Source organism: Devosia sp. Leaf420, from assembly GCF_001425445.1.
Taxonomy (GTDB): Bacteria; Pseudomonadota; Alphaproteobacteria; order Rhizobiales; family Devosiaceae; genus Devosia.
Window position 1 is genome coordinate 1 of the sequence record NZ_LMQU01000012.1, and the last position, 21,704, is coordinate 21,704.

Genomic DNA, 21,704 nt, shown 5'->3' on the forward strand with positions numbered 1-21,704 from the left:
GGTCGTGCCCATGGATTTGGCGGCTTCTGTAAGCGCAACCATTTCGGCATGCTTTGTTGGATCTGACTGCAGGCGAACCTCATTCTCTCCTTGGCCGACCACCTGACCATCAAGAACAATGGCCGCAGCAATGCCCGCTTTGCCGCTTTGTGCTCGTGCTTGAAGCGCACGATTAACAGCTTCGCGCATCGAGGCATTCTCGGCATTCGAGATCGCCTGCCTAGACAGGGCGCTATCGGATGCACGGTAACTGTCTTCCGTATGGTGGGCTGAACGAGAGGCATCAGATCCGAAACGCATTGGCAGCTCCAAAAATGTCATAGCGAAATCCGCAATAGCGATATGGGTTGCCTAGCGTGCATCAGGTGCAGCTTAGCCAACAGGATTCCGAAGAGGGGTAGGAACCAGTCAGCGTTGATGTGATCCAGCTTACTACTTCGAGCGTTTGACAACATGCTGTCAAACCAAATGCGGTGGCCTAGATGCCTTCAAGAGACCCTGACGTGCGAAAATTGGCGCTAACAATTTTCGCGGCCAACAGCCAGCTGCTGCATGCCGGGAATCAACTTGTTGCGCATCTCGGGCTGAGTAGTGCGTGGTGGCAGGTTTTGACGGCGCTTCGAGCGTCAGAGGCGCCGCTGACCACAGCGGGCCTGTCACGCAAGATGGGCCTGAGCCGACAAGCTGTTCAGCGCATCGTGGATCTGCTCGAACTCCATGACTTAGTGAAGCTTCAGCCCAATGCGCGACATCAACGCGCGAAACTCGTGGTTTTGACCGAGGCCGGCTTTGCGGCCGTTGGACGAGCTGAAAGGGCCGTTGGCCCCATCGATAAAGTCATTGCCGACCGGCTTGGCGCCGAGCGAATCCGCAATGCGATCAACACCCTCGAAGAGCTCAACGATGTCATCGCGGGAAACTTGGCAGCGGAAGTGGAAAAGCTCTCAAAGAAAGGATGAACTGATGATTTTGGTTACTGGTGCAACCGGCGGCATTGGCGGTGAACTCTGCAAATTGCTCGCTGAATCTGGAGTTCCGTTCCGGGCCATGGCGAGAAAACCCGACCAGATCGACCGGCTGCGGGAGCGCGGCTGGGACGTGGTGCAGGCGGATTTCTCCAAGCCCAGTTCAATTGTTGCCGCAGCGAAGGGGTGTGATCAGATGTTCCTGATTTCCCCACCGACAGAGGAGCAGGTGCAGCGGGAGACCGATGCGATCGATGCCGCAAAGCAGGCTGGCGTGGCGCGGGTCGTCAAGATTTCTGCATCGGACAGTAATGTACGATCGCCGGTGCCCTGGGCGAAGTCTCATGCGCTCATCGACCACCATCTGCGGGCCAGCGGCCTCAATTGGACGATTCTGAAGCCCACGGCCTTCATGCAGAATTTTCTCTGGTTCAAAGAGCCGATATCCAAGGGATTTCTGCCGCAGGTGACGGGCAACGGGAGTGTCTCTTGGGTGGACACCAGAGACGTGGCGCGCGTGGCGAAGTCTGTGCTCATCCAGGATGGGCATGACGGCGCGACCTATTTCCTGACTGGACCTCAGACCCTCGACATGAAGACCATTGCCGGCCGACTCTCGGAACTGGTGGGGCACAAGGTTCGATATCTCAACCTGCCGACTCCTGCCTTCAAGGCCATTCTGCGCCTGGCCGGGAATTCGAACTGGATGGCGAGGGGACTGGTCGTTCAGTTTGCCGATGTCGTTGCTGGTCACCACGACATCGACCCAACTTTTGAAATCGAGCGGCTGACGGGGGCCCCCGCGCATGATTTCGAGAGCTTTGCCGCCGAGCATATTGGCGCGTTCAGAAAAGCGGCCTGATATTGGCGTGACGCTGAAGGGTGGCGGCTCATAATTCCCCCTCCAGCGTCATTCCTACGCTATTTGCGCAAAAAAGAGTCGGGTGAGGGCTGTTTTTAAATCCCAATTGAGGAGGCTATCTTTTCCAGTCGATCACTTACTCCCAGGACGGCAAAGGTTTAACATCAGAAGACGCTGGACACGCCACTGCGGAAACGCCGAGGATTCAACGGGATAATTCGTCGCGCGCTTTTTCCAGTTCTTCGGCGTAGCGTCGCAGCAGATGGCTCTCGGTGAGCGTGCCGATGACTTTCCGCCCAACCAAGTCCGAAACAACGACCAGGGCGTCCGCATTGCTCTTTTCGAAAAGGGCCTCAGCGTCCACTGCGCTCAATGCGGGATGGAGCATTACCTCTCCATGGCGAAGGATGTTCTTGACCGCTGCCGAATTGTCCGCGGTACCCTCGCCGTAGGCATCAGCCACATCGATCATCCCAGCAGACTTCCATCGTCACGCAGGGCTATGACCCGTGTAGCTGATCCGAGCGGATAAAGCCGGCGGAACTCATCCAAGCTGATGAGCTCGGGTACCGACTTGGTATCACGTCGCATCATCTTGCCTACCGTCAGATTCCGCATCCAGCCCACGTCATGGGCGCTACGGATAGTTTCACCACGCAAGTGAAAGCGCCAAGTCGTAAAGGAATAGCCAAAGGTCTCGCGTAAGAGCATTGACGACGCGACCGCGGCGACCAAAACAGCGATCGTGAGTGGCAGACTGCCGGAGGTTTCAAGCGCCAGAAACGCCATGGTCAGTGGCCCACCAACTATGGCAGTAGCTAGTCCCGTCATTCCCACCAGCATAAAGACTTCGGGATACGGGAGCAGTGTCGGATAGACCAGCTCCGTCAGCTGGTAAAACACTTGGCCAAGAACTGCACCGATAAAGAGCGATGCGAAGAACAGGCCACCGCGAAACCCCGAACCGAGCGAAATCGCCGATGCCAGAACTTTCAGGATGACCACGGAAACCGCCAGCGCGAGTGGAAACGGGGGTTGGGAGAACGTACTTTGGACTGCACCGTGCCCCGCAGACAGCACGGCGGGACTTACCAGCGCCAGCCCTCCAACCAGCAGGCCTCCAATCGCAGGACGAGACCAGCTCGGAGCGCGAAGCCGCTGGAAAGCAACTTCCATCAGGCCGACCAGCCGCATGAGCAGTATGCCGATCCCTCCCATTGCCAGTCCGATCAACAAGATCAGCAGCACCTGGGGCATACCAATGTCCACCACCCGCGTGATCGTAACAATTGGCTCGCCATGGCCGAACAGCGATGCAACCAAGATGGCTGCAATGGACGCAGCAACAACCGGGCTAAGTGTGGAAATAGTATATGTGCCGATAATAAGCTCAAAGGCATGAAAGGCACCCGTCAATGGAGCGCCAAAGGCTGCTGCGATCGCCCCTGCCGCACCGCAACCGACAAGTTTTCGCATGTCGCCGCGGCGTAGCTGAAACAAGTCGCCAAGCTTGGATGCAACACCGCCGCCCATCTGGGTATAGGCCGCTTCCAGCCCGACGGACGCGCCGAAACCGTTCGAGATCAGTGTCTGTCCGGTAATGATGAAACTATCGAGCATGGAGAGCTTTCCGCCATGCAAGGCATTTGCTTCCACCAGATCGACATTGCGCGACTTGCGTTGGCGAAGCAGCAAGGCGATGGCACCCAGCACAATGCCTCCTGCTGCTGGGATAAAAGCAGCGTCGAAAGGCAAATGGTCCAGGGCGCTCAGGCGTTGGTTTGGTTCCAATTGATACAGCAACTGCTGTAGCCCGTAGGCAAGTTCACGCAGGATCAACACCATCATACCCGCCAGGGCGCCCACGATGACGGCCAGAAGCACCAGCCAGCTTTCCCGGCGACGGACCATGGTGCGAAGCCGCACGAGCGAGGCCTCGAGTCGTATGTTTGCGACCCACCAGCCTGTAATTCGGGACCAAGCTTCCCCGACGCTGGACATGGCAAAGATATGCCGCGCCGACGATGGCGAAGCATCAGGCTGCTGATCTTGGATGGGAAGCTCGGGCATTCGCTATCGGTCTACCTTCATGTGAGAAGAGGATCAACCATTGCAGGTCACCAGCACCCTTTGGGTAGCGAATTCGGGTGTTCGAACCTGCTCTGGTGACAGCTAGACGACGGCCTCTACGGTTCAACGCCCGGATGTGGACTGGCTCCGCTTGTCACCATGGACTGGATGTGACCGATCGATTGCGGTCATGGCATGTGGACATTGATTGTTCTTAAAGCCGCCCTTTGATCGGATTAGTTTTCCTAAAAGATACCGAGCTTGCCCTAGTATGAAATCCTTACTTCGGTGACAGCCTAACGCGTGGTGCGGACCCTGGCGCGGGCCAAAGGCACAAATTCGATGACAGGTGGCCCAATGTCCTTCAGGCCGGACTGCAAGGGTTTGCGCACGTTATAGCTGAAGGGCTTGGCGGCAGGACAACGGCTTATGATGATCCGGACGGCGGCCCCGATCTGAATGGCGCAAAGGTCTTGCCTTTGTTGTTGGCGAGCCACGCTCCACTCGACCTGACTATGATCATGCTCGGGACCAATGACCTCAAGCGAACCATCCACGGTCAAGCTGAGGGTGTGGCAGCGGGCATTGAGGTGCTGATCGACATCGTAAGAGCCCTTAAGGCCTCCATGAAGATCATGCTTGTCTCGCCGCCACACTTCACGGCGTCACCCAACCATGGAGGTCAACCCCGTGCTGGTCGTTCAACTGAGGAATCCCGCCGTGTCGCACCGCTACTGGAAGAGATAGCTCGTCGCCGACTTCTCAGATTTTTGATGCTTCGACCGTTACGATTGGATCAGCAGTCGACGGTGTCCACCTGGACAGGGAAAACACACGCGCATTGGGAATGGCGTTGATACCCGTGGTGCGAGACATACTTTCCGAGCCTTGATGCCCCGGCGAAATCTCAAGGTAGGTGGCCGCATTGGGCGCTTCTGACTCCGAAGCTGCCGTTCCGCTTACCACCCCGCTTTTGACGTGGCGGCGACCTAAGAGACCGGCAGCTTTCGGGAAATCAAAAATGCTGTCTCAACGGCCGGAACGGGGCGCTCAACCGACCGTCTGGTCTCGACCCGAGGCTGTGTGAAACCTCCTGACAATGCTATGATTTGATAATGCTTCGGGGGTGCGAGATGGGACGTTTTGTCTAGGCTGCCGACCGTCATCAGGCGAGCTTTCTGCCGGCGGCACGGGCCGAGATCGACGCCCCCGAGATGATTGCCCTTCCCGAGCGTGGCTACTAAGAGGGCGAGCAGATCCGCTCCCGCGCGAAGCCGGCATCATCCCCATGGTGCCAAGCTCAATACGTCACCGGCTCAAGCGCGAGGCTTCTGGGGCAAGGCCGCGTTCGATTATCAGCCAGAGACAGACACCTACCGGTGCCCTGCCGGCCAACAGCTGCATAAGCGCTTTGCCCGTGTCGCGGGCGGCAGGCTTATCAGCGTTTGCTTCAATCAGATGGCCTGCAGCGCATGCCCATCCCGCCCCTGTGTACGGCTGGCAAGGAGAAGCGCATCCGACGACGGGAGCATGAGGCGGTGCTCGATGAGATGGAGCGCCGGTTCGAAGTGATGCCAGAAGCGATGGCAGTCCGTCGCTGTACGGCCGAGCAGGTCGCCGTCGGCACCATCAAGGGCAAGATGGGCGCCCCCAGTTCCGAACGCGGGGGCTCCAGAGCGTTGCCGCAGAAGCCAGCCTGGCAATGCTCGACTGCAACATCAAGCGCGCCATCGCCGTTGCCGGCGTTGCCTACACCCTTAAGGCGATAGCGGGAAGAACGGAGCTGAAGCGCGTCGCAGCAAACACCCTGAGCAATCATGTGCGCCGAGTTCTCACATGGCCTCGACCCCATTGGGGACATTTGCGCTCCCCTAACGTTTCCTCAAAAGCAGCCGGTCTTTGTGATTATCGCCCGTTGAAGCCAGGATCTAAACACGCAAGGCGCTCAGGGGCGTTCCGACGAAACTGGAAAGGGCCACGTTGGAGGATCAGTATGCGATCGCCTGTTGGATAGTTATCCACATGCCCCAAAGTTGGTAAGCTGCGTATGTGCGGCCCACAAATACTGTTATCCGGCGTTTGGTCCGCGATGCCTCATAATGGTGACGACCAACTTGCTTGCTGAAATCCAGATCAGTCATTGACTTAGGTTACTGAGCTTATTCACATCGGCTTAAGCACAAGCACGCATTTTAGGTGGTGCGACCGATGACTACCGATGCGCCCTGCGTCGACGCTCGGATTGCGATCCGGGGATTTCAAATGCCAAGCTTTTTCACCGCCAGCCTTTCACGTCGCTTGTATGGTCTACTGGCTATCTTCGCTGTTGGCCTTCTGGGAGTGATGTCCTACCAACTCTACAGCCAGCGGTCATCGCTACAAGATTTCAAGCGAACCGAGCTGCAAAGTGTTGTGCAGACCGCCGTGAGCACGGTGCAGAGTTTCTATGACCGCGCGCAAGCGGGGGAATTTACGGAAGATCAGGCTAAATCCATGGCACTCGAGACGTTGCGTGCCATGCGGTATCAGGGCAACGAATATTTCTTCGTCGATACATACGACCTCGTCATGCTGATGCATCCGACAAAGCCGGAGAAGCAGGGATCGGATCGAGCTGTCGAAAAAGATGGTCGCGGTACGCTCTACATCAAGGAAATGGTCGAGGCGGTCAAAGCCAATGGCTCAGCTTTCAAAGAGTACCTTTTCACAAAGCCTGAGGGCGGGCTTGCCGATAAGGTTGCTTACGCCCAGGGCTTCGCACCTTGGGGTTGGAGCATTGCTTCAGGCATCCTTTTCACCCAGGTCGACGCCATTTTCTGGCAGTCGGTTCTTGGTGGCGCAATCATCACCGCGTGCATAATTTTGGCGATCCTTGCAGCGGGCATTGTGGTTGCGCGCTCGATCGCCCGGCCGATGGCAAAACTGAATAGCCATATGGCGCAGATCGCTGAAGGTGCGTTTGATACCCAGATCGAAGGCACTCAGCGCCGCGACGAAATCGGTGCTATGGCCCGAGCCGTAGAAGTTTTCCGGGAAAACGGCCTCAAGGTTTCCCAGATGACCGAAGCCGAGGCTGCTCGCATTATTCGCGACCAGGGAGCTCGTCAGGACATGATGATGGAGTTGCAACAGGCATTCGGCGATGTCGTCGATTCTGCGATTGAAGGCGACTTCAAAAAGCGTGTTCCCGCTACTTTCCCTGACGCCGAGCTGAACTCTTTGGCGAACTCGGTGAATGATCTCCTCGAGAGTGTCGACAATGGACTAAGCGAAACGGCTATGGTGCTCAGCGCACTCGCTAACACCGATTTGACGACCCGTATGAGCGGCCAACACCGTGGCGCTTTCGCCAAACTCAAAGCGGACGTCAATCAAGTGGCTGATCGCTTGACCGACATTGTCGGTCAACTCCGCGGCACGTCAGGCACTTTGAAATCGGCAACGAGCGAAATCCTTGCCGGCGCGAATGACCTTTCGGAGCGCACGACGCGCCAGGCTGCGACGATCGAAGAGACTTCGGCTTCGATGGAGCAGCTTTCCCAGACCGTGACCGAGAATGCTAGAAAAGCATCCGACGCCAGCCAGAAAGCGACTGCAGTGTCGCAGTCGGCGGAAGAAGGCGGGGTCGTTATGGACAAGGCTAACTCCGCAATGGAACGCATCACGCAATCGTCTTCAAAAATCTCGAACATCATCGGCATGATCGACGACATTGCGTTCCAGACAAACCTGCTTGCGCTCAATGCTTCCGTCGAAGCTGCTCGCGCTGGCGAAGCAGGGAAGGGTTTCGCCGTTGTCGCTGTCGAGGTGCGCCGGCTTGCTCAGTCAGCCGCTCAAGCGTCTTCCGAGGTAAAGGTTCTTATAGAGCAAAGTGCGCAGGAAGTTGGAACTGGCTCAAGGCTCGTTGCTGATGCATCGCATAAGCTCGAGGCTATGATGGAAGGACTTCGCGCGAACACTGCCCTACTTGATGATATCGCCCGCGCAAGTGGAGAACAGGCCTCAGCCATTGCCGAGGTCAACACCGCTGTTCGTCAGATGGATGAGATGACCCAGCACAATGCGGCTCTCGTTGAACAGGTGAATGCGGCTATCGAGCAGACCGAGAACCAGGCGAGTGAACTCGACCGGATTGTCGATGTTTTTACCATCGAAGCCATTTCGCATCGCATGTCGGCGCCTCAGAGCCGGCCGGCTCGCGTCATGCCGAAGGGTAAGGCGGCAGCGTCTTCTTACCTCACCCAAGGCAACGTTGCTCTCAAGGATGACTGGTCAGAATTCTGATCATTCCTATCCCTAGGCGTGGCGGTCTGGTGCTCAGGCCGTCACGCTTGTTCGGCTTGATCCCAGTTCGATGTCCTTAGGGATGGAGGTCGAGTGCGGATGATTTACCAATGTGAGCAGCCCAAGTTTGCGAGTGGCGCAGGCATAGAAAGTTGCACCCCAGACCTAAGCAGTCCGTCAGCTTTCGGGAAATCAATAATGCGGCTTGAAGGGCTGGAATGGGGCGCGTTTCTGCCAATGGCCTCCGACCTTGGATCAGCCCTAATGGTTAGTAGTGAGCTGTTTGGAAGCAACTCTAGCTGCGAAGATCATAGGCGTTGTTCAAAGTGCCATTTCACGAATTCGTCCGTTGTTCGGACACCATGGTCCATCACAGCCTCATAAACCGTAGCGCTGGGTATTTTGGCAGGCCCGTAGTCAGCAGACCCGAGTACGTCGTGTTTGATCTGCAAGATGATTTGCCGGTCAGTTTCCGTCAGGCGGGGTAACAGAGTCGTTAGGTGCTGGAGGTCTGGCTGCCTATCGGGCTCATCGATCAGCCAGATATCGATAGTCCATTCGGTCTTGTCGGGTGGTTGCACCGACAGCCACAGGTATAATCCGTCAGGGTATTTATCGGGTTCTAGGTTCCAGGACCCAGTGTCGTTTCGGAATCTGACGGTACCCACGTGCTCAGTCAGAAGCATCATCTGAGCGCCGATATTGGCAAATACCTCGAGCGCCTCATCATTCAGTCGATCGCAAATGACAGTAATGTCGATGTCCCGCCTAACCATGAGGCCCATGGCCGAGCTGCCGACACGGATCGGACGTCCGACTTTCGCAAGCCGATGCTCCAACTCTAGTAGAGCGACAACCTCGTCTGCTTCCGCCTGCATTCGTGCCTGAGCATCGCGTAGCTCTCGCATGGCCTTCTCCGAGGGTTGCCAACATGGCCAGATACCATGCTGGAAGTGATTGCTTTGCCCCTAACTTACCCAGAAGAAGTTGGTCTGCCAGTCTCGCCAAAACTGCTATCACCTGACATCGAGCGGGACGGCTGCTTTTGGGACGTGGCGGAGGCCTTCCGAATGGCAGAAATGGGGCGCTTTCCAACAAACGGACGCTTAGCTAAAGCCGGCTAGCATCATGGCGATGCGCTTGCGGACGGCGGACGAGTGGCCGACTGTAGAAAGCGTGGTGTCACGGAACCAGCGCATCGCGGGGGAGCGGAGCGTGGCCATACGGGTGAGCCGGTCGGTTCGCTCGAGCACCTGGCCAGCAAGGGCGCGCCGTTTGGTGTCGTAGGTGTCCAACATATCCTTTTCGCCGTTGAGGAAACCTGCCAACGCCGTGGCCAGTGCTTCGGCATCGCGCAGGCCCAGGTTCATGCCCTGCCCACCGGCCGGGCTGTGCACGTGAGCGGCGTCGCCGACAAGGAGAAAGGGACCGGCGTGGAAGCGGTCGGCGAGCTTGTGGTGGACTTGAAAGCGCGACCCCCACAGCACCTCCTGCACACGGGCGCCGCTGGTGGGGCCACGCTGGTCAATGACACGCTGGACATCGGCGACTGTGGGCAAGGATGGCGCATCGGCCAGTTGGGCTACCACACGGTACCGCTGGCGGCTCATCGGCGCAACAACTAGGGTGCCTTGGGCGGCAAAGAACAGACCCACCTCGTGCTGGCCGATGGGCCAATCCATGTGGACGTCGGCCAACATAAAGGAGCCGTAGGTGGCCCCCGGAAAGGCAATGCCCGCCTGAGCACGGACGAAGCTTTTTTCGCCGTCGGCACCAACGACGAAACGTGCCTGGAGACTGTATTCCTCGCCTAGCTGGTCGAGCGTGGCGAGGACGCCATTGGCGTGCTGGTCCAACTGCGTGATCAGGGCCGGCCTAAGGATATCGTGCCCCATTTCCTGCAGCCGCGCGGAGAGGATGGCTTCGGTTTCGTCCTGGGGGATCATCAGGGCAAAGGGACTCTCGCCACCAAGAACAGAGAAGGCTACTTCGAGCAGGACTCGGTCGCGATCGCGGACCCGGAAATCGGGTGCCTTGATACCCTGTGCGATCAACCGATCCGCGACACCTAGGCGTCCGAGCGTTTGGAGGGTTGCAGCGTGGATGACAGCGGCGCGTGAGGTATTCTGCGCTGCGGGCAGGGCATCGACGATGCGGAAGTCCACCCCTACCTGGGCAAGGCCAATGGCAGTGGCAAGGCCGGCAGGACCGGCACCGACAATCAATACATCCGTTTGCTTGATCATGGCTTCTCACTCTCTATGTAAACGCTTGATTACATCTCGGGTGGCGCGTAAGTCAACAAGTGTTTACAAGGGGGCGACGATGCGGGATGCGACGGCGACACAGGAGCGGTTGTTGCTGGCGGCTCGCCGCCGCTTTGCCGCGCAGGGTTTCGAGCGGACCACGGTCCGCGAGATTGCTGACGATGCAGGGGTTAATGTCGCCCTGATCAACCGTTATTTTGGCGGTAAGGACGATCTGTTTGCCCAAGCGGTCGCGATCGACCTTCAACTGCCCGATCTCAGCGCAGTGCCGCCGGAGCGGATTGGGACGCGTCTGGTGGAACACTTCTTTCGCCGCTGGGAAGGCGAGCCAGCAGACGACCTGCTGCGCGTGCTGGTGCGGACGGCGGCCACCCATCCGGCAGCGGCAGCCCGCGTTGTTGACATCTTTAACAATCAGGTACGGCCGCTAGTTGCCGTGCTGGCGGGCGAGGGGGAAGCAGCGCAACGCGCCAGCCTTGTGGCGACGCAGGTGCTGGGGCTGGCCTATTGCCGGTATGTTCTGAGCCTGGGAGCGAACGAGCTTACGCTGGCGTCAACGCGTTTCATAATCGGCGAAACGATCCAACGCTACCTTTTCGCGCCGCTCGAAGCCTGATCTCTCTGGAAGAGAGGCATTGTAGTGCTGCACCTTCGCGCCACCCGGTAAAGTCACCGAGCACTGTGGCCGTCTGCCAAAGACATGGAAGCTCTCAACGTCAATCAAGCGGTCCGGAGAACAAACAATCGATGTAAACTTTAGGGAAGCCGGCGGGAGGAGTCGAATGACCGAATTGGGGCGCGTTTCAGTCGCCACTGATTTGGCAGAATGCGGCAGTGCGAGCGTTAGATTGTAGCTCCCATCACTCACGGTTGCGCAAATATTGTTCCATGTTGAAGCTCGGCAGCCAGTGCTCGCGGCGCACTGTCCATAATTCATACGTGGGCGTGAAACGATTGATTTCGTCTAGCGTCCCTAATGGCACCTCGACCTCATCCTCCCACCGAGCAAAAACCGAAGACCCACATACAGGGCAGAAATGGCGGTCTTTGAAGGAATGGACCATCCCGGTGATTAGCACTTGGTTTTGATCGAAAATGGCGGATGCATAGAACGCCGCTCCATGATGCTTTCGGCAGTCCAGACAATGGCAGACGCCGACGCGTTTAGGATATCCTGTCGCTATCAATTGCACTGCTCCGCATAGGCAGCCGCCCTCCACACTGTTCTCCATCAATACCTCCATTGCCCGGTGAACGAGTTCTCGCAGTGGCTCCAGCGCTAGCCGCGTCAAAGATGTCCGATCGCGCTTCTTACTGCGACCTGTAGCGGCTGAAGTCGCAACTATGAACAGCTGAAGGATCCATGACGGTCCGGTAGTTATACGTCGCGCAGTCGATATGGGTGCCGATGCTAATTCTGCTTTTAGACCGTTCAAGCACGCCTTTGCTCGGACCGTCGGAGCCGATGCCCGCCCGGTGAACGCACCACTCGATATCGAGTGCTTGCGTTGCTAGATAGGTCATCACCGCCTCATTATCGCGGTGTTGGCCATCGAAACTTCGACCAACAGTGTTTCTGAGCACCCACATGATTGGCGATAGCCGGCGTCCATGAGGGCGGCTGAACCCTCCAGCCTGATAAAGAAACCGTTTGACGCCGTGGCGTCGCATCGATGGGATTAGCTTCTCAACGAAAGCGGTGTTGATCTTGGCTTGCTCCTGAAGCTTTCGGTCGCCCAACATACAGACAATGAAGTCGACACCGGCAACAAGCGCATCAGTGTCGACAGCTTCGGTCACCGATCCGTACACCACCTCGAGATTGGGGCCGGCTATCAGCTTTCCTGGCGTCCTGACCAAGGCTCTGACCCTGTGTCCGTCAGCTAGGACTCGAGCGAGGAAGTGCTTTCCGGTTCCGCCAGTCGCGCCTAGCACAAGGAATGTCGCTTGCTTGAACATCGTGTTTAGCTCCGCTTGGTCAGGATTATCTTTCCACTGTCTAGTTCATGTAGACATCGCATAAGAGCCGGTTGTCAATGACAATCTTTCTGGTGTAAAGATTGGCTATGGCTTCATACCACCATGGCTCGTTGCGGGCGGCTCTGCTCGCTGCCGCCGAAACAATCTTGCAACGCGAGGGGATCAACGCCCTGACCTTGCGGGCCGCCGCTCGTGAGGCTGGTGTCTCCCACACAGCGCCGGCGCATCACTTCAACGACCTTGCTGGACTGTTGAGCGCGTTGGCCGCATTGGGATTCAGCCGCCTTCATGATTTCGCACGCGCAGAGGCTGGAAATGTGGAAATCCCGGATCAACTTCTGGCCCATGCAAGGGGATACATCGCGTTTGCCCGCGCTCATCCTGAATTGTTCAAGTTGATGTTTCGCTCGGAGCGCTTGGATTGGGACCACCCTGACCTCGCAAGCGCCGCCGCACATGCATACTCGCTTCTGACGCCTGCGGCTGGTGAACGGCCGGCGCATATCGGACATAGCCAAGACGCGCTCGCAGATACGATGGCGCGGTGGTCCTATGTCCATGGTCTAGCAATGCTGCTCATAGACGGGCGGCTATCGGCAGGCGTGAGCATGTCGCCAGGGGCCGATGAAGACACACTCATCGCCGATTTAATCAAGCGTCTGCAACGTCTAGACGGGCGCGGTCATCGATAAAACGCCATCAGCTATCGATATGTCGGCACCTGAAACTGCCGGTCTCTTTCCAACCCCAACTTGAGCCTTTGCGGCGGCCGCAGCGGACTGGCAGCTTTCGGGAAATCAGAAACGCGGTCTGAATGGCGGGAATGGGGCGCAATCGGGACGAACGTTATCGACCGACTGAGTCCACTCGGCGGACGGAGTGCTATGCAGCTTTGAACGGCGGCAAGGGCGTAGTCTCGGCAAGGTCATGAACCAAGCGAGCAAAAAGCTATTACTTCGGTGCAAGCCCCAGCAGTATGACCTCTGCAGTCAAGTTACAGGCGGTGTTTGATCGCTTGAAGTTGTAAGGCTTGTCTAGGCGTTTGCCCATCCGCGTGACACATTCCGCCTAACTTTCTTGGAGGATATTATTGTGTCGGATCACCACACCCTCAACGACGGGACCACTCTGCCAAAGGTCGGCTTGGGCACTTACAGCCTTTGGGGCCATGCTGGCGTTGAAGCGATGGTTGCGGCCCTTGAAGGGGGCTACCGGCTCCTCGATTCCGCTGTGAATTACGAGAACGAAGGCGCCGTTGGAAAAGCCATCAGAAGTTCGGGTATCCCGCGCGGAGACATTCGCGTTGCCTCCAAACTTCCAGGCCGCCACCATAAGAAAAGCGCGGTGGTTCGCACCATCGAAGAGTCCGTCCTCAGGACCGGCCTCGATTATCTCGATCTCTATCTCATTCACTGGCCCAATCCGAGCCAAGGCCTTTATCTCGAAGCGTGGGAAGGCATGATCGAGGCACGCGAGAAGGGCCTTGTGCGCTCCATTGGCGTATCCAATTTCCTGCCCGAATATCTTGATGTGTTGATTGAGAAGACCGGCGTGACGCCAAGTGTCAATCAGGTTGAACTTCACCCATATTTCAACCAGGAAGAACAGCGCGAGGCGGACCGGACGCGCGGCGTGCTCACCCAAGCCTGGACCCCGATCGGCAAGAACACCGCACTGCTCGAGGAGCCGACCATCGTTGCCATCGCCCGAGAGCTCCAAAAGACTCCGGCGCAGGTGGTCCTGCGTTGGCATGTGCAGCTTGGTGTGCTGCCGATCCCGAAATCGGCGACGCCCTCCCGCCAGGTCGAAAATCTTACGATTGAGGATTTCAGGCTCAACGAGGCGCAAATGTCAGCGATCTCAGCCCTGAACCGCGCCGATGGCCGCATCTTCGATGCCGACCCATCTACACATGAAGAGTTTTAGGGCAGGACGAGGCAGCGGTATCAAGCGGACGCGGAGCTGCGTCCGCTTATCCCATTCTCGCACCAGAACCTGACAGTCCGCTATCTACCCTAAGATGATGATGCAGGGGGCTGTATCCTCCCCCACTTCAGCCATTCTCAGGCCAGCCAAGGCCCGCCGCAACTCGCCATCGCGGTTAGTCGATCGCTCCGGACAGGTCCTCGGGCGTGTCGATCGTTCGCATCCATTTGAGGGATTTGATTTCCCAACCTGGATCAGATGCTTTCAGGTCCGCGAGTAGCCCGGGCAGGTGTCTCGCGCCATAAGTCATGTAGATGTTCTGGTGCGTGTCGGCAATGATCCGCTCCGCCAGCTTGCGGTTGCGGAAGTCGAGGATCACGGGGTCAAGAGCGCTGGGCGCCTTATGGCCTGACAGTGCCATCGTCACCCAACCACGGCAGGCGGTGCCGATGAGACTGCGTTGTTCAGGGTTTGCCGACTGCAGAAGACCGAGAAGCTGGCCAATACCGCCCCCTCCGGTGTCGCTGCTGCTGGACTCGGACTTTTCCGCTTGAACAGCAGCGGCAAAGGCGGGGTGATCTGATACGAGGCGCTCGTATTCATGCATCATGTCTGCCGTCGACACGTCGGCATTGATATGCCGTTCTGGATGCGCCGTCATGTCCGCGCGCAGCAATTGGAAGTAGTCGAGCTGGAATGAGAGGCCGCAGGTATTGCCCAGCATTTCGTAATTATCACTAAGGTCGCCGCCACCCGCCACGGTCTGGGAGAACCAGGCATCCCCTTCTGGATCGCCGACGACACCCTCGTAATAGACGACGACGCCATCGCTCAATGCCTTCTCGAGGTCGTAAATCACGCTCTTGTAAAAGCCCTCGGACCCCACGTGCATCATGCCCTGCAAAAACACGGTCTTCGTGCCGTTCGACAGAGTCGCCTGCGGTACAGTGAGAGGATCGAGTGCGGTGCGGAGGGCGAGGAAGTAGATCGGCGCGGCAATTACGGCTGTCAGGGTGAAGAGCGTGCCGGCCGCAGCCTTGGCATAACTTGTCCACCAGCTTTGACGACGCTGACCGGAAAAGAGTCGTCGGACTATCCAGGCCAGGGAAAAGCCGGCAAAAGCGCGAGAGTGACGACGATCAGCGGCATCCATGCCCAGGCACCGAATAAGACTGGCACCCCCAGCAGGAAGGCAACGAAAAGCACAAACCAGGCAATGGCCGACAGTCTAAGCCTGAACCGCTCCGCGCCACTAATCGATGCTGGCGACGCGGCAAATGAAGTGTCAGAAATGGCGCCCCCAGCGTAGCGTTGAAAAGGCCCCCCGCTGGGGTGCCTCTCGTTTCGCTGAATTAATTCAATGAATCGAAGCTGCCATCAAGGGCGAACCAGCAATTGAAGGAAGTGCTCTCGCCGTCGCGATCGAAATATCCCTGCGTCACGTAGCGGTTGCCACTCTGGAAGGCGGTGTTGACAGTAATGTACTGAGGCCGCACGCCGAACTCCGCCGAGGCCTCGCCGGAACAGAAGCGCGGCATCTGGCTTGTATCGAGCTGGTCCGGTGTGCCGTTTTGAGGAGGGCTCATTTGACGCGGCGTAGTTGGGTCCGTTGCACGTCCCTGGGAATTTTCGACATAGAGTGTTAGGTCGTAGTCCGCAGTTTCGCCACGGCGCGCGGCATTGCGCATCAGGTAGACATCGATGATGTAGTTGCCGCTCGAGGGGACAACAAGCGACGTGTCATTGCCTGAGATGGAGCCGTTGAACAGCGCCTCGCTGGCGCCGGGCGCGGTGATGTTGAAGTAGTTGCTGGAATTGTCGGTATCGAGCTGGACATCCATTGTCTGACCTGCTGAAACGCCGATCGAGTAGCGCACGCTTTCATTTCCGGTAATGCTGTCTTCGACGGTAGTGCCCGAGGTGCCACGCGGAAAACGGACTGTCTCGTTGCGCACGCGTTGCCATCGCGCCTGCCAGCACGAAAGACAGCAGACTTATCTTGATCAGTGATCGCATGGTTGAAACTCCTTTGCTTGCAGGATATTCGCCGTCAATCATGACGCAAGATTTTCAGTTTGAGCACACCGGCGAAGCGATGCCGTCAAATCTCGGCCGAGTCAGAATGTGAGAGCCTCGTCACCATAAACACTAAGATACCTGACGGCAGCCGTGGTGAGGACCGGACAGTGCGACTCCATTTTGGACATGCCAATTGTATCGGCATTACCGGACGGTCGTCCGAGAATGACCAAGTTATGAGATGCCCAAACCTTTGACCATCGGCATCCGAAAAACGAACTTCGTCTCTATCTCGTCAGACATTACGTCAATTCGACCGTGATGGGCCTGAGCGATCTGGCTGGCAATATACAGTCCTAGGCCAAGACCCTGAGCACTGGGTCGCACTTCGCCGCGGTAGAAGGGTTGGAACAACCGGTCCAACGCAGCCTGCGGGATCGGCTCGCCACCATTGGCAACGGACAACTCGAACTCCCCGTCGTTCATCCTGGCTTCCACGACGACAAGTTGCTCATCGGAACCATGAGTGAGCAGCATCGCTTGATAGGTCAGGTGTCTATCTCGCCGGGATCAAAGCTAACATTGGTCGTGCAGATCAAGTGATGCGACGCGTCGGACACTGCGACCTTCACTGCATGCGCCCTAGTTGTGCAGGCGGTGTCCATCGATAGTTCCGAGGTTGTTCTGACTGCCTCCTCATGCGCCTTCTGAACTGACGGCAATTCGTGGCCATCTGGATCGACTACTGTTTTGTCATCTTCCGAGATGTCGAAAAAGAACCGCGGCATGGCGAACCTCCGGCTCCAATACGGTTGAAGGTCAGAAGCCGTTCCATCACAAGCCGTTAGTGACTAATCAACGGCTGGCAACCAATGTGGCCCCAAGACATGGACCGGGCATACAAACGCGTAGCATCCCCGACTTATGCAGATCCCTGAGACCTTCTCGGCGAAAGGCTTGCTTCGGCGCGAGCCCTTCCACACATTTCCAGTCACGGCGACTTCGTGGGGCCGCTTTCGCCGTTTCTATTGGTTTCTTCGGGTACCATCGCGACGCCGCCCTGAACAGGTGGCGCCCCCCCGCCGGCGACTTTATCGAGCGAGGCATCTGGCATCTCGTCTCTATCTGCGCGGGACACAATTTTATTCTGCGGATTATTTTTGGTCATGGAATTCTCCAACCCACCAACACTAACACCGAAGTGAGAAACGGCGAACTACAGAGAGTCGTCAATGCGTCCCACATCCGTTGCCAGGTAGACTGAAAGACCGAATTCTCACCACCGTGCCGCGGAAGGTAATGGCGCGGCAACCGTCTCGCCTTCGCCCTTGGTAACACACAACTGCCTAAATCCGTCCCAGCCGCAATAGCTCAGGCGACCGTCGGCACGCGCTATGCCGAAGGCCGAGTTAGGCGCGCCACATTCCTCGCAATAGTAGATCGGAAATTTGTGTGTCGTATCGGCGATTGGCGAAACAGCGCCGCTCTCGGATTGGAATTTCGTAGGCATCGACTCTTTTCTTTGAATGCTGCCCGCAGGTGCTAAATCTGGCGAGAAGCACGGTCAAGGAGCTGACCCATGCCGGCGGCGGGTTCGCCGATTAGCAACCGAGTTTTAGTCGGTGGCGTTTGCTAAGAAGTAGGAGGATTCCCATGCAGTATCGTAAGCTCGGCAACAGTGGTGCAGTCGTCTCGGCTTATTGTCTTGGCACAATGACCTTTGGGGCAGAATCGGACGAGGCGACCTCAATCCGGCTGATGGACCAGTATGTTGAGGCGGGCGGCAACTTCCTAGACACGGCCAATGTCTATAGTGCCGGCGTATCCGAAGAGATCGTCGGACGCTGGCTCAAGACCAAGAAGCTTCGCGATCTGGTCGTCACCACCAAAGGTCGTTTTCCAATGGGTGACGGCCCAAACCACCTTGGCTTGTCGCGAAAGAATCTAAACGAGACGCTCGACGCTTCTTTAAGAAGACTTCAAGTCGAGCACATCGACCTTTATCAGCTCCATGCCTTTGACGCATTGACGCCACTTGATGAAACGTTGCGTTTCCTCGACGACGCAATCGCAGCAGGCAAGATCGGCTATTACGGACTCTCCAATTTCCTTGGCTGGCAGCTTACAAAAGCAGTCTGGATCGCTAAGGGGCAGGGTTATCAGCCTCCGGTAACTCTGCAGCCGCAGTATAATCTGCTGGTACGCGACATTGAGCACGAGATCGTGCCGGCGGCTCTTGATGCCAATATTGGCCTTCTGCCTTGGTCTCCCCTCGGCGGAGGATGGTTGAGCGGCAAATATCAGCGCGATCAAATGCCGACCGGAGCCACAAGGCTGGGCGAGAATCCGAAGCGCGGCATGGAAGCCTTCGACAAGCGAAACGGCAATGCCAAGACTTGGGACGTTATCGGCGCGGTTGAAGACATTTCTCATTCCCGCGGCGCCACGATGGCACAGGTCGCTTTGGCCTGGGTTGCTGCACAACCTGCGGTCACTTCCGTAATCATCGGCGCCAGAACAACCGAACAGCTCACAGACAATCTTGGTGCAGCGGACTTGGTGCTCAGCCAGGAAGAGGTGACCAAACTCAGCGACGTCAGCAAACCAGAAATGTCAGATTATCCCTATGGCGAAGGCGGCATTGGTCAGCGCCATCGCAAGCTCGAAGGAGGGCGATGAAGGACGGCTAAAGCATCGCGCCATAGGTGTGGCTGATTGTGGCTATTGCTCAGTGGAGACGCTTCACGCCACCGTTAGTGCGCACACTTCGATTGCGCACTCATCCGTGTGAACGCCGATACACATCTTCGATTTCTGATCTCGGTTCGGGAGCCAGATTTCGATCCGCCGGATTTCCCTAGGTGCACAGCGAGAAGCGCGACGTGACAGAGCTCACGCGCGCGAATGATCTTGTAGGACGCCGGTGTTGGGCAAAACGCTCGGCTTCTTTCCTGCGCCGAGGCCATGGCCACACGGAACAACCATTGGATATCAACGGCAGGGATGGTGCTCGTCGGTCAGATGCCGGGTAGCGCCCAGGGCGTCATGTTCATTACCATCGAGAACGAGACTGAACCGCCAATCTCATTGTCTGGCCCAAGGTCTTCGAACAGCACCGCCGGATCGTCCTCGGCGGGTCCATGATGTCCATTTATGGCAAGCTGCAAAGAGAAGGAGAGTTAGTCCACCTTATAGCGAAGTCCATGACGGACATGACCGCTGAACTTGCAACCGTCGGCGGCAGGGACGGGCGGTTTTCCGTTCGACCCGGTCGCGGTGACGAATTCGCTCATGGCGGGTCATCCGGCGACTCCAGGACAAGAGAACGGGACGGGTTCTGTCAGCGTGATATCTCTGTGCCGGATCTGCATATCGACACGTTGAAGGTCAAAGGCCGAAATTTTCACTGACCGGCACAAGTGGCTGAGCCTCCGTGATTGGCACGATTAGCCACCCGGTCCTCACTCATCACCATTCTCATAAAGGGGCAGCAGCTCATCCTCGAAAAGGCCACCGATCGCTTCGAACGGTTCGCCTGCCACTTGAAAGTCGCCCANGTCCTCACTCATCACCATTCTCATAAAGGGGCAGCAGCTCATCCTCGAAAAGGCCACCGATCGCTTCGAACGGTTCGCCTGCCACTTGAAAGTCGCCCAGCTTAAGGTTTGGGAAAACAAAGTATTTGCCGGCGACCTTTTCCTGTGTCGCGCCGAAGATAACTCTTTTGATCCCTGCGAAGCGCATGGCCGAAAGGCACATCTCGCAGGGTTGCAGTGTTGAAATCATCACGCAGGAGGAAAGGTCGGTCGTGCCCATGGATTTGGCGGCTTCTGTAAGCGCAACCATTTCGGCATGCTTTGTTGGATCTGACTGCAGGCGAACCTCATTCTCTCCTTGGCCGACNGGTCGTGCCCATGGATTTGGCGGCTTCTGTAAGCGCAACCATTTCGGCATGCTTTGTTGGATCTGACTGCAGGCGAACCTCATTCTCTCCTTGGCCGACGACCTTACCGTTCAGCACGATCGCCGCTGCGATACCTGCTTTGCCACTTTCTGCTCTTGCTTGGAGTGCCCGATCGACCGCCTGTCGCATCGAGACATTCTCAGCCTCCGAAACCGCTGGCTTGGAGGTGGGCGTGTCCGACGGGGAGGTATGGGCTTGAACTAGGTTGGCAGAAGGCTTTGGATCAGATCCGAAAGGCATGTAAGGCTCCGAAGGTGTCGTAGCGAAATCCCCGAACCTCGTTCGAGTTGCTCACCACAAGCAGTCCTTCCATCCGAGAACTAAAAACACCCGTTTGGGAGTAAGCCGCTAGCGCCTCTTCAAACGGCATCCATCACCCGAAAAATGAGATGCGACGTGTTGGCACATTGGACGATGGGATGCGGAAGAGTTGAGCTTAGCCATGAGTTTTACGACATTGCTGCTTTTCGCGAGGCGCTAGCTATATGGCCGACCTGGAGAGTTCAGCTACATTGTCAGTCCGAATAGGAGCTTTGCATCTCTCGCCCTTCACACTGAACTTTCGATTCCAGTACGCATTGAACTTCAGGTTCAACAATTCTATCGAAGTAAAATATGTCGAACATATCCCAGGATCGCGCTCGCGTTGAGGGCCGACAAGATCACGAAGTTCGTTACGAGGCCAAGAAGAAGAACGTGAGCAAAGAGGCGGTCAAAAGGCAGTCGAAGGCGCTGGAAATAGCCTGAGCAAGGTCGAGGAAAAGTTGGATCGCAAGCCTGATCTCTTGAGCTAGATCGCCCTTAACAACCACATTTAGTCGGCTAATTAATGAGGCAGATCTTCTTCAAGCTGCTTGAGGACACACGCCCAGCGGACAGCGCCGGGCTCAACTGCCAGCGCATCCGCGGGGCTCAAGAATTATTCTTCGAGCGAATCATCGACATCGGTTTGCGGCCTGTCGCCACCACTGGCGAGTTCTTCATGCCACTGGCCTTGGTTGTCTTGATATTGAATGGCTTCGCTTTCACCTGCTAGCTGCTGGCGTTGCGCTGCTGAAACAGCAGCCTCATGGGCTGCCTGATGGGTGGGGAAAGTTTCCGAATAGACGTCGCCCACTTTGTAGGCAAAGCCACCATCGTGCTCAACTACATCGTACGTCACATGCGCCATGCTCTAACTCCTTTGTGTCGACCTAAAAACTTTCATCGTCCCCCGGAGGTTGCTGGGACGCGGAGCGAAAGTTTTTGTACTGGACTGCTCGATCTCTGCACTAGATCTGCCTGACCATGATGCACTTCCACGTCGTTGCGCGACGGAAAGCTCAGCGCGAGTTTCCTTAGGCGCTTAATCGCATAACGCAGAACGT

The 21,704-nt window shown here is 57.1% G+C and carries 23 protein-coding genes and 3 pseudogenes; 9 read left to right on the forward strand and 17 right to left on the reverse strand.

All coding sequences use genetic code 11. The features are described 5' to 3' along the window. Positions 1–321 (reverse strand): deaminase (locus tag ASG47_RS20700; RefSeq protein ID WP_244487102.1); only part of this gene is annotated, 321 nt, incomplete at its 3' end. Between the two features lie 182 nt (positions 322–503). On the opposite strand from ASG47_RS20700, the gene ASG47_RS13330 reads away from it, so the two are divergent. Both ASG47_RS13330 and ASG47_RS13335 read left to right on the forward strand, forming a co-directional pair. Next, positions 504–959 (forward strand): MarR family winged helix-turn-helix transcriptional regulator, encoded by a 456-nt coding sequence (locus ASG47_RS13330; RefSeq protein ID WP_244487103.1) that lies wholly within the window; start codon positions 504–506, stop codon positions 957–959. Further along, positions 904–1,827 carry an SDR family oxidoreductase gene (locus tag ASG47_RS13335; RefSeq protein ID WP_200940935.1) on the forward strand — a complete coding sequence of 308 codons (924 nt, stop codon included), beginning with the start codon at positions 904–906 and terminating at the stop codon, positions 1,825–1,827. The genes ASG47_RS13330 and ASG47_RS13335 overlap by 56 nt, the downstream gene beginning before the upstream one ends. Positions 1,828–2,032: 205 nt before the next feature. Here the strand turns inward: ASG47_RS13335 and ASG47_RS21125 are convergent, their stop codons facing one another. Then, positions 2,033–2,299 (reverse strand): CBS domain-containing protein, encoded by a 267-nt coding sequence (locus ASG47_RS21125; protein ID WP_244487104.1) that lies wholly within the window; start codon positions 2,297–2,299, stop codon positions 2,033–2,035. Continuing rightward, on the reverse strand, positions 2,296–3,897 hold the full coding sequence (locus tag ASG47_RS13340) for a chloride channel protein (RefSeq protein ID WP_244487105.1): 1,602 nt from the start codon (positions 3,895–3,897) through the stop codon (positions 2,296–2,298). Before ASG47_RS13340 ends, ASG47_RS21125 begins: the two co-directional genes overlap by 4 nt. Before the next feature lie 344 nt (positions 3,898–4,241). Here ASG47_RS13340 and ASG47_RS20385 point away from each other — a divergent pair. Beyond that, positions 4,242–4,754: pseudogene (locus ASG47_RS20385) on the forward strand (GDSL-type esterase/lipase family protein); the annotation flags it as partial. A gap of 597 nt (positions 4,755–5,351) precedes the next feature. On the opposite strand, the gene ASG47_RS13350 reads toward ASG47_RS20385, so the two are convergent. Next, entirely contained in the window at positions 5,352–5,600 is a 249-nt protein-coding gene (locus ASG47_RS13350) for a hypothetical protein (protein WP_061909832.1), read from the reverse strand. A gap of 640 nt (positions 5,601–6,240) precedes the next feature. Between ASG47_RS13350 and ASG47_RS13355 the strand changes: the two genes are divergently transcribed. Further along, positions 6,241–8,181 carry a methyl-accepting chemotaxis protein gene (locus ASG47_RS13355; protein ID WP_244487116.1) on the forward strand — a complete coding sequence of 647 codons (1,941 nt, stop codon included), beginning with the start codon at positions 6,241–6,243 and terminating at the stop codon, positions 8,179–8,181. 308 nt (positions 8,182–8,489) lie between these two features. Here the strand turns inward: ASG47_RS13355 and ASG47_RS13360 are convergent, their stop codons facing one another. Together ASG47_RS13360 and ASG47_RS13365 are read right to left on the reverse strand one after the other, a co-directional pair. Further along, positions 8,490–9,089 carry a hypothetical protein gene (locus ASG47_RS13360; protein WP_061909841.1) on the reverse strand — a complete coding sequence of 200 codons (600 nt, stop codon included), beginning with the start codon at positions 9,087–9,089 and terminating at the stop codon, positions 8,490–8,492. A gap of 198 nt (positions 9,090–9,287) precedes the next feature. Continuing rightward, positions 9,288–10,427, reverse strand: a complete 1,140-nt coding sequence (locus tag ASG47_RS13365) for an FAD-dependent monooxygenase (RefSeq protein ID WP_061909843.1) — start codon at positions 10,425–10,427, stop codon at positions 9,288–9,290. Between the two features lie 79 nt (positions 10,428–10,506). Between ASG47_RS13365 and ASG47_RS13370 the strand changes: the two genes are divergently transcribed. Beyond that, on the forward strand, positions 10,507–11,064 hold the full coding sequence (locus tag ASG47_RS13370) for a TetR/AcrR family transcriptional regulator (protein WP_061909845.1): 558 nt from the start codon (positions 10,507–10,509) through the stop codon (positions 11,062–11,064). A 244-nt stretch (positions 11,065–11,308) separates the two neighbouring features. Here the strand turns inward: ASG47_RS13370 and ASG47_RS13375 are convergent, their stop codons facing one another. After that, the gene (locus ASG47_RS13375) at positions 11,309–11,680 is read right to left on the reverse strand and encodes a GFA family protein (protein ID WP_061910761.1); all 372 of its coding nucleotides are present in this window, start codon (positions 11,678–11,680) and stop codon (positions 11,309–11,311) included. Between the two features lie 79 nt (positions 11,681–11,759). Further along, entirely contained in the window at positions 11,760–12,407 is a 648-nt protein-coding gene (locus ASG47_RS13380; protein WP_061909847.1) for an NAD(P)-dependent oxidoreductase, read from the reverse strand. A gap of 107 nt (positions 12,408–12,514) precedes the next feature. On the opposite strand from ASG47_RS13380, the gene ASG47_RS13385 reads away from it, so the two are divergent. Next, positions 12,515–13,120 (forward strand): TetR-like C-terminal domain-containing protein, encoded by a 606-nt coding sequence (locus ASG47_RS13385; RefSeq protein WP_061909850.1) that lies wholly within the window; start codon positions 12,515–12,517, stop codon positions 13,118–13,120. Between the two features lie 400 nt (positions 13,121–13,520). Further along, on the forward strand, positions 13,521–14,354 hold the full coding sequence (locus tag ASG47_RS13390; RefSeq protein WP_244487106.1) for an aldo/keto reductase: 834 nt from the start codon (positions 13,521–13,523) through the stop codon (positions 14,352–14,354). A 175-nt stretch (positions 14,355–14,529) separates the two neighbouring features. On the opposite strand, the gene ASG47_RS13395 is transcribed toward ASG47_RS13390, so the two are convergent. The 5 genes from ASG47_RS13395 to ASG47_RS20705 all read right to left on the reverse strand — a co-directional run bounded on the left by ASG47_RS13395 (position 14,530) and on the right by ASG47_RS20705 (position 17,541). Further along, positions 14,530–15,507 (reverse strand): hypothetical protein, encoded by a 978-nt coding sequence (locus tag ASG47_RS13395; protein WP_061909852.1) that lies wholly within the window; start codon positions 15,505–15,507, stop codon positions 14,530–14,532. Between the two features lie 199 nt (positions 15,508–15,706). Further along, positions 15,707–16,309 (reverse strand): hypothetical protein, encoded by a 603-nt coding sequence (locus ASG47_RS20945; RefSeq protein WP_200940939.1) that lies wholly within the window; start codon positions 16,307–16,309, stop codon positions 15,707–15,709. Between the two features lie 298 nt (positions 16,310–16,607). After that, entirely contained in the window at positions 16,608–16,910 is a 303-nt protein-coding gene (locus tag ASG47_RS13405; protein WP_061909854.1) for a sensor histidine kinase, read from the reverse strand. 11 nt (positions 16,911–16,921) lie between these two features. Then, positions 16,922–17,161, reverse strand: a complete 240-nt coding sequence (locus tag ASG47_RS21330; RefSeq protein WP_061909856.1) for a DUF6894 family protein — start codon at positions 17,159–17,161, stop codon at positions 16,922–16,924. 203 nt (positions 17,162–17,364) lie between these two features. Continuing rightward, positions 17,365–17,541, reverse strand: a complete 177-nt coding sequence (locus ASG47_RS20705) for a hypothetical protein (protein WP_156464109.1) — start codon at positions 17,539–17,541, stop codon at positions 17,365–17,367. 485 nt (positions 17,542–18,026) lie between these two features. Here ASG47_RS20705 and ASG47_RS13415 point away from each other — a divergent pair, with 485 nt between their 5' ends. Beyond that, the gene (locus tag ASG47_RS13415; protein WP_061909858.1) at positions 18,027–19,052 is read left to right on the forward strand and encodes an aldo/keto reductase; all 1,026 of its coding nucleotides are present in this window, start codon (positions 18,027–18,029) and stop codon (positions 19,050–19,052) included. Positions 19,053–19,390: 338 nt separating this feature from the next. Here the strand turns inward: ASG47_RS13415 and ASG47_RS20990 are convergent, their stop codons facing one another. The 3 genes and pseudogenes from ASG47_RS20990 to ASG47_RS21335 form a co-directional block, all read right to left on the reverse strand. Next, on the reverse strand, positions 19,391–19,540 hold the full coding sequence (locus tag ASG47_RS20990) for a hypothetical protein (protein ID WP_210168436.1): 150 nt from the start codon (positions 19,538–19,540) through the stop codon (positions 19,391–19,393). Between the two features lie 394 nt (positions 19,541–19,934). Beyond that, the coding region (locus ASG47_RS13425) for a nucleoside deaminase (protein WP_210168437.1) at positions 19,935–20,276 on the reverse strand (342 nt) is incomplete at its 5' end. 1 nt (position 20,277) lies between these two features. Continuing rightward, positions 20,278–20,577: pseudogene (locus ASG47_RS21335) on the reverse strand (deaminase); the annotation flags it as partial. A gap of 375 nt (positions 20,578–20,952) precedes the next feature. On the opposite strand from ASG47_RS21335, the pseudogene ASG47_RS20390 reads away from it, so the two are divergent. Further along, a pseudogene (locus tag ASG47_RS20390) lies at positions 20,953–21,131 on the forward strand (DUF3606 domain-containing protein). 125 nt (positions 21,132–21,256) lie between these two features. Here ASG47_RS20390 and ASG47_RS13435 read toward each other — a convergent pair. Further along, positions 21,257–21,508, reverse strand: coding sequence for a DUF2188 domain-containing protein (locus ASG47_RS13435; protein ID WP_061909866.1), 252 nt, complete (start codon positions 21,506–21,508; stop codon positions 21,257–21,259). Between the last annotated feature and the right edge of the window lie 196 nt (positions 21,509–21,704).